The sequence below is a fragment of the Nitratifractor sp. genome (assembly GCF_015487065.1).
Classification (GTDB): domain Bacteria; phylum Campylobacterota; class Campylobacteria; order Campylobacterales; family Sulfurovaceae; genus Nitratifractor.
The window spans coordinates 1-7,632 of sequence record NZ_WFQN01000088.1 but is presented as its reverse complement, the minus strand read 5'-3'; the positions used below and the strand labels follow the sequence as shown (position 1 = coordinate 7,632).

Genomic DNA, 7,632 nt, shown 5'->3' with positions numbered 1-7,632 from the left:
GACCGGATGGCCGATCGCATGGAGAAGGTCTTCAAGGTCCTGACCCCCGCCCAGCGTGAAAAGCTGATAAAATTGTCCCAGAAGAACTGAGTGCCCGGAAAGAAAGAGACCCTGACGGGAAAAGGGGGATGCGGTGGCGAAAGTGCTGATGGTGGAGGATGATCTCGAGATCACCGAACTGCTGGAGGAGTATCTGGCCCGTTACGGCATCGAACTCTTCAGCGTCCGCTCCCCGACGGTAGGGCTGGAGAAGCTGGCGACGGAGCGTTATGATCTGATGCTGGCGGATCTGGGCCTTCCGGAGATGGACGGACTGGAGCTCTGCCGCCGGGTCAAAGAGCGCTATCCCCAGCTGCCGATCATCGTCTCCACCGCCCGGGCCGATGTGAGCGACAAGGTAGTGGCCTTCGAGATCGGGGTGGACGACTACATCGCCAAGCCCTACGAACCGAGAGAACTGGTGGCCAGGATCCAGGCCCTGATCAAACGCTACCAACGCCTCGCCGCAAACGAAGAGGCGTCGTTCTTCGGTCTCGACCGGACCCGGATGCGGATCACCCGGGAGGGAACCCCCCTGGAGCTGACCCCTGCCGAGTACGAGATCTTCGCCCTGCTCCTGGAGCGGCGGGGCGAGGTGGTCAGCCGGGACTTCATTGCCAACAGTGTCGCGTCGCTTCGCTGGGAGAGCAGTGATCGCAGCATCGACGTCATCGTCAGCCGCCTACGCCGCAAGATCGGCGACGACCCCCGCCATCCCCGATTTATCCGATCGGTCCGGGGGGTTGGCTATCAATACATCGGACCCTGAATGAACCGCCACTCCATCTTTTTCAAACTCAACCTTCTCTTCGCCACGGCCCTGATCGTCACCCTCATCGCCGGGGGACTTCTCTACCGGCAGCTGGAGCATCGGGACCGGATGGCACTGCTGCTCAAAAGCCGCCTGATCCTCCAGGAGCTTCGCCGGGATCACCAAGCCTCCGATACATTGCTTCAGGCTCTGGACCTGGAGCGGGTTCCGCCGGCCCGGACTGCCCGGCTTCTGCCCCGTAACGGGAGGCAGACGAATCTCCGGGGGCACAGGCGGCGCTATGGGCGACGGCTCATCCGTCGTGGGGGAGAGGTCTATCTCCTGATCCGTACGCCGCAAAAGCACCTGCTGCTCCACGCCCGGCAGAATACGCTTCGGCGCTATCTCTTCCCGGGTTTGCTTCTGGGGGCGATCCTGCTGATTCTGAGTCTCAGCTATTGGGCACTGCGCCGGACGCTCAGTCCCATGCGGCGTCTGGAGGAGGATATCCGCCGCTATGGCCGGGGAGAGCCGCTGCGCTATGCGGAGCGTTTCCGCAATGGAGAGGATGAGATCTCCCGGATCGCCCGGGCCTTCTACGATTCGGCGGAGCGTCTGAAACGCTACGGCGAGGCGCGGCGGCTCTTTCTGCGGAACCTGCTTCATGAGCTCAACACTCCTGTGACCAAAGGCAAACTCCTGGCGGAGCTGAGTCAGGAGCCTCGGACCCGCCGGATGCTCGGCACGATCTTTCAGCGTCTCTCGATCCTTCTTGGAGAGCTGGTGGAGGTGGAACGGATCGCCGCCGGATCGGAGCCCTTCGCCGAGCGGGAGGAGCTGAAGGTGAAGGAACTGGTCCAAGAGGCATGCCGTCGGCTCTACTGTGAAGAGGAGGAGGTCGGTATAGAGATCCCGGAGGATCTGACCCTCTTCGCCGACCGGGAGGCGATGGTGATCGTCATCAAAAACCTCCTGGACAACGCCCGAAAATACGGCCGCGATCCTCACATCGGATTCGAAGGAGACCGGCTGGTGATCCGCAGCCTCGGGGCGCCGCTCAAACGGCCCCTGGAACACTACACCGAACCCTTCCGGCAGGAGTATGCAGAGCCGAAAGAGGAGGGCTTCGGTCTGGGGCTCTACATCGTTCGGGAGATCCTGGAACGCCACGGGATGGAGCTGGGCTATCGCCATGAGAATGGGGAGAATCTCTTCACTGTCGGGCCATTGAACCGGGAAGGGTAATCCCCGCCGGGGTCATGGATCCATCCCTTCTTAACCCCCATTTGGATATAATCCTTCGCATTTGCCCTGAGGAAAGCTCCGCAGGGTGAACTTTGACGCAAGGATAGGCTATGCTCCTCTTTACCCCCGGTCCCACTCCCGTTCCCGAATCGGTCCGCCTGGCCATGGCGGGGCCGACCCTCCACCACCGGACTCCGGAGTTCGAGGCGATCTTCGCCGAGGCGCGGACGAAACTCTTTGAACTGATGGCTACCGATGAGGTGGTGATGCTGGCCTCCAGCGGCACCGGCGCCATGGAGGCGGCGGTGGTCAATCTCTGTCATCGCAAACTCCTCAATGTCAACGCCGGGAAGTTCGGTCAGCGTTTCGGCCAGATCGCCCGGGCCCACGGCCTGGCCAATACCGAGATCGTCCACGAGTGGGACACCCCCGCTACGGTGGAGGAGGTTTTGGAAGCATTGCGGGCCGATGCCGAGATCGACGCTCTGGCGATCCAGATCAGCGAATCGGCCGGTGGTCTGCGCCATCCTGTCGAAGAGATCGCCGCTGCCGTCAAAGCGGAGTGCCCCGAGGTGATGGTGATCGCCGACGGGATCACCGCCGTGGGGGTCGAGCGGATCGACACGACCCATATCGATGCCCTGATCGCCGGGAGCCAGAAGGCGCTGATGCTGCCTCCCGGTTTGGCGATTCTGGGGCTCAGCAACGCTGCGGTGGAGAAGATCGGGGAAGGGAAGGGCTACTATTTCAACCTCGCCTCCGAGATCAAAAAACAGCGCCAGAACACCACCGCCTATACGGCGCCGACGACCCTGATCATCGGTCTGCGGGCCATCCTCGAAGCAATCGAAAAGCGCGGCGGCCTGGGCAAACTCTACTGCGATACCGCCCGCCGGGCCAAGGCAACCCGCTTCGCCCTGGAAGCGATCGGGCTGCACAGCTATCCCAAGACCCCCGCCCGCTCCATGACCACCATCGACGATCCCGATGCCAACGCCATCCGCAGCCTCCTCAAGAGCGACTTCGACGTCAACGTCGCCGGCGGGCAGGACCACCTCAAAGGAAAAATCTTCCGGATCAACCAGATGGGGCTTATTGAACCCTATGAGATGAGCTGGGTGGTCAACGCCGTGGAGCTGGCCCTGGCCAAGCTGGGACGCCGCCCCTTCGACGGGACCGCCGCGAAGGTCTGGAACGAGACCTACTTCAAGACGATGCTGGCCAAAGCCGCGGAGGACGCATGATCTTCGAACACGAAATCCCCAGCGGCAGCCGGCTCTATTTCGGCGAGAGCGCCCGTCTCAAGCGCCGGATCGAGAACCAGGCCGCCGAGTTGCTGGAGGAGCGGGGCTACCGGGAGATGGTGACGCCGCTCTTTTCCTACCATCAGCACGAGAGTTTCGACGATCCCAAGGCGCTGATCCGCCTCAACGATACCGACAACCACGAAGTGAGCCTCCGGGCCGACTCCACTGCCGACGTGGTGCGTATCGCCACCAAGCGTTTGGGGCGTAGCACCGATTCGAAGCAGTGGTTCTATATCCAGCCGGTCTATCGCTTTCCGACCAAAGAGCAGTATCAGATCGGTGCCGAGTTCCTGGGCGGAGAGTTCGCCCGGGTGGCCGCCGACGCCACGGCATTGCTGGAGCGGCTGGAGATCCGTCCCCTGCTCCAGGTGGCCAACATCGCTATCCCCAGGCTCCTGAGCGAACGTTACGGTGTGGCTCTGGAGGATCTCAAGACGATGCACATCCAGCGGATCCTCGATACCGGCCATCCCTGGCTGGAAGATCTGGTGCGGATCCACCGGGCGGAGGACCTGGAGGATCTGAGCCGCTATCCCGAGGATCTGGCGGAGGAGCTGGAGAAGATCCGCCTGGCCGTCGAGGGGATCGCCTACCGTCCTCTGGTGGTGGCGCCGCTCTACTATGCCAAGCTGCGCTACTACGATTCGCTGCTCTTCCGGCTCTATGAGGGTAATACCCTCTTTGCCACCGGGGGAAGCTACCGGATCGACGGAGTGCGCTCGGCGGGCTTCGCGCTGATGACCGATGCCTGTATCGCAGAAAAAATGACAAAAGGGAATGCATGAGAAACCAAGCCGATCTGATTGTCGGATTGCAATGGGGCGACGAAGGCAAGGGCAAGATCGTCGACCATATGGCCCAGACCCATGACTATGTCTGCCGCTTCGCCGGCGGCCACAACGCCGGCCACACCATCGTCGTCGGAGAGAAAACCTACGCCCTGCACCTGATCCCTTCGGGAGTCCTCAACCCCGAGGCGGTCAATATCGTCGGCAACGGCGTGGTCCTCTCTCCGGCCGATTTCATCGAGGAGATGCGTCAGTTCGGCGATCTGCGGGGGCGCCTCTATATCTCCGACAAGGCTCATCTGCTCCTGCCCTATCATGCGACGATCGATCAGGCCCGGGAGCGGATGAAGGGTGACAAAGCCATCGGGACCACCGGCAAGGGTATCGGTCCCGCCTACGGCGACAAGGTCGCCCGGGTGGGTCACCGGGTGGGGGAACTTCACGATCCGCGGAAACTGACCGACAAGATCATGGCCTACTTCGCCATGAACCGGCCCGTCTTTGAGGCCATGGGGGTGGAGACTCCCGAGGAGCAGGAGCTCTTCCATCAGCTGACGGAGTACAAAGAGGCGCTGGAGCCCTATATCACCGATACGACACTGCGGGTCTGGAAAGCCCTGGAGGAGGGGAAACGGATGCTTTTGGAAGGGGCCCAGGGGACGATGCTCGATATCGATCACGGCACCTATCCCTATGTCACCAGCTCCACCACCGTCAGCGCCGGTGCCTGCAGCGGCCTGGGGCTCAACCCCAAGGATATCGGCCGGGTGACCGGCATCGCCAAAGCCTACTGCACCCGGGTGGGCAACGGCCCCTTCCCCAGTGAGGATTTCGGGGAAGCGGGGCAGCGGCTGCGGGACAACGGCCACGAATACGGCACCACTACCGGTCGGCCCCGCCGCTGCGGCTGGTTCGATGCCGTGGCGATGCGCCATGCGGTGCGGATCAACGGAGCGGATCAGGTGGCCCTGATGAAACTGGATGTGCTGGACGGCTTCGACGAGGTCAAGGTCTGCGTCGCCTACCGGGTCCACGGGGAGGAGATCGACTATGTCCCCTACGATCTGGAGGATGCGGAGCCGGTCTATCGCGTCTTCTCCGGTTGGGAGCGCAGCTGCGGTGCTCGGAGCTTCGAGGAGCTGCCTGAAGCCGCCCGGGAGTATATCTCGGAGCTGGAGAAGATGATCGGCTGCCGGATCGGAATCATCTCCACCTCGCCGGAGCGGGAGGATACGATTGTCCGCTGAAGCGGACAACCGTCAGTTATCAGTTAATAGTTAATAATTAATAGTGAATAATTTTGGTGGCGTGGGATTGCTATCCCACGTTTTATCAGAAGCGGAGAGCTGGATTTTCGCTTGTTCCCACCGTCCTCGGTGGGAACGAGATGGGAAGAGTTTCGGTAGAACCTGCAACTGGTTATAATTTGATAAAGATATTGGAATAGAGAAGGGGAATCATGAGACTGAAACCGCAACAGACCGGATACGTAGCGAGCAAAGTGGCGATCGATCTGGCCAACGCCCCTTTTGTCAAGCTTCTCAAGGGCAAGGATGCCGTCCGCGAGAAGGTCAAGGAGCTGATCGACGAAAATCTCCAGCAGGAGCGGGCCCTGGATGAGAAGGTCAAGGAGATCATCGACGAGAACTATGACGAGATCGAGTTCCAGCATGCCGACGAGCGGCAGCTCTTTTTCATGATCAAGAAGAAGCTGGCCCCCGAGTACGGGGTGATCATGAACTACGACGACCGTTACAACGATTTGGCCCACAAGATCCTGGACGAGCTCTATGAAAACTATTTGATCGAATACGATGTCAATGAAAATCAGGTCAAAAACGTGATCTTCAAAGCTTTCAAAGAGTTCGCCGACGCCTACGAAGAGATCGATGATATCGTCTACAACAAGATCCGCAACATGGAGCGGGAGGTGATCCCGGGGTCCCAGGACTACGAACTGCTCTACGAGCGTCTGTACCGGGAGGAGCTTCAGCGGAGGGGGATGCTGTGAAACGCGGTGCGTTTCACAGCAAGTTAATAGTTAATAATGAATAGTTAGAGAAAGGGTTGAGATGCAGAAGGTTTCGCTTTATTTCGAGAACGGGCTCTTTCTGGAGGCGCGGAGTTTCGGGGCCGAGGGGACGGCGGTCGGGGAGGTGGTTTTCAACACTTCCATGACCGGCTATCAGGAGATCGTCACCGATCCCAGCTATGCCGGGCAGTTCGTCACCTTCACGATGCCCGAGATCGGCAATGTCGGATGCAACGCCCAGGATATGGAGAGCCGGGGAGCTTTCTGCAAAGGGGTCATCGTCCGGCAGTACCAGAAGCGTCCTTCCAACTTCCGCAGCGAAGAGAGCCTCGACAGTCTCCTGAAGCGTTTCGGCGTCATGGGGATCTGCGACATCGACACCCGCTACCTGACCCGGATGCTCCGGACCCAGGGGGCCATGGAGATGATTGCCTCCACGGAGATCCATGACCGGGAGGAGCTGGCCGGGATGCTGGCTGCTGCCCCCAGAATCGAGGAGATCAACTATATCGAAGAGGTGAGTACCGACGAACCCTATGTGCATCAGGCCGGTCGCTACGATGCCCGGACCTTCCGTTACGAAGAACCCAAAACAGACAAAAAGATCGTCGCCTACGATTTCGGGATCAAACGCAACATCCTCAACGAACTGACCCACGCCGGGATGCAGGTGGAGGTGATCCCCAACGACACCCCCGCCGAAGCGGTGGTCGCACGCTTCCAAGCCGGTGAGATCGACGGCGTCTTCCTCTCCAACGGCCCGGGGGATCCGCTGATCCTCTCCGAGGAGAAAGCCCGCACCCAAAAGCTCCTGGAGGCCAAGATCCCCATGTTCGGAATCTGCCTGGGGCACCAGATGCTCTCCATCGCCCACGGCTACGAGACCTACAAGCTCAAATTCGGCCACCACGGCGGCAACCATCCCGTCAAAAACCTCCAGACAGGCGCCGTGGAGATCACCGCCCAGAACCACAACTACAACGTCCCCGACTCCATCACCGAGGTGGCGGAGGTGACCCATGTCAACCTCTTCGACAACACCGTCGAGGGAGTCCGCTACAAAGGCGAGCCGGTGATTTCGGTACAGCACCACCCTGAAGCGAGCCCTGGTCCCCATGAAAGCGCCTATATCTTCAAAACCTTTTATGAAATGCTTTGACAAAACTGTCAGAGCATTGCCTGATTCATTGTGAAAAAATCCCGTCTATATCTTCACGAACTTCTGGAGGATCCTGTCGTCAGCTATCCCGCCTGGTATCTTCTGAGTCCCCGTCTTCACCGGGATGAGAATCTGCACGAGACCCTGAGGGCGCTCCATTCACTCGATTTCACCGCCTATCGGCATCCGGAAAATCCCGAAGAGATCTTCGCCGCTTTCCGTGCCGGCTGCTTCCCCATTTACCGCGAACGATATGCCGCGGGGTATTTCGGGGGCAAAGTCATGGTGCTGGAGAGTGCCGGATGGAAGTT

General features: G+C 60.2%; 8 protein-coding genes. All 8 read left to right on the top strand.

Annotated features, from left to right (window positions below):
* The first annotated feature begins 133 nt into the window (after positions 1–133).
* Positions 134–808, top strand: a complete 675-nt coding sequence (locus F8I07_RS04685; protein WP_292656384.1) for a response regulator transcription factor — start codon at positions 134–136, stop codon at positions 806–808.
* A complete protein-coding gene (locus F8I07_RS04680; RefSeq protein ID WP_292656381.1) occupies positions 809–2,035 on the top strand; it encodes an ArsS family sensor histidine kinase in 1,227 nt (408 codons plus the stop codon).
* A gap of 110 nt (positions 2,036–2,145) precedes the next feature.
* A complete protein-coding gene (locus F8I07_RS04675) occupies positions 2,146–3,279 on the top strand; it encodes an alanine--glyoxylate aminotransferase family protein (RefSeq protein ID WP_292656378.1) in 1,134 nt (377 codons plus the stop codon).
* Entirely contained in the window at positions 3,276–4,127 is an 852-nt protein-coding gene (locus F8I07_RS04670) for an ATP phosphoribosyltransferase regulatory subunit (protein WP_292656375.1), read from the top strand. The genes F8I07_RS04675 and F8I07_RS04670 overlap by 4 nt, the downstream gene beginning before the upstream one ends.
* Positions 4,124–5,377 carry an adenylosuccinate synthase gene (locus F8I07_RS04665; RefSeq protein ID WP_292656373.1) on the top strand — a complete coding sequence of 418 codons (1,254 nt, stop codon included), beginning with the start codon at positions 4,124–4,126 and terminating at the stop codon, positions 5,375–5,377. Before F8I07_RS04670 ends, F8I07_RS04665 begins: the two co-directional genes overlap by 4 nt.
* Positions 5,378–5,589: 212 nt before the next feature.
* The gene (locus tag F8I07_RS04660) at positions 5,590–6,141 is read left to right on the top strand and encodes a DUF507 family protein (RefSeq protein ID WP_292656371.1); all 552 of its coding nucleotides are present in this window, start codon (positions 5,590–5,592) and stop codon (positions 6,139–6,141) included.
* A 61-nt stretch (positions 6,142–6,202) separates the two neighbouring features.
* Positions 6,203–7,321: a glutamine-hydrolyzing carbamoyl-phosphate synthase small subunit gene (carA, locus tag F8I07_RS04655; protein ID WP_292656367.1), complete on the top strand. Its 1,119-nt coding sequence runs from the start codon at positions 6,203–6,205 to the stop codon at positions 7,319–7,321.
* A gap of 30 nt (positions 7,322–7,351) precedes the next feature.
* The coding region (locus F8I07_RS04650) for a hypothetical protein (RefSeq protein WP_292656364.1) at positions 7,352–7,632 on the top strand (281 nt) is incomplete at its 3' end.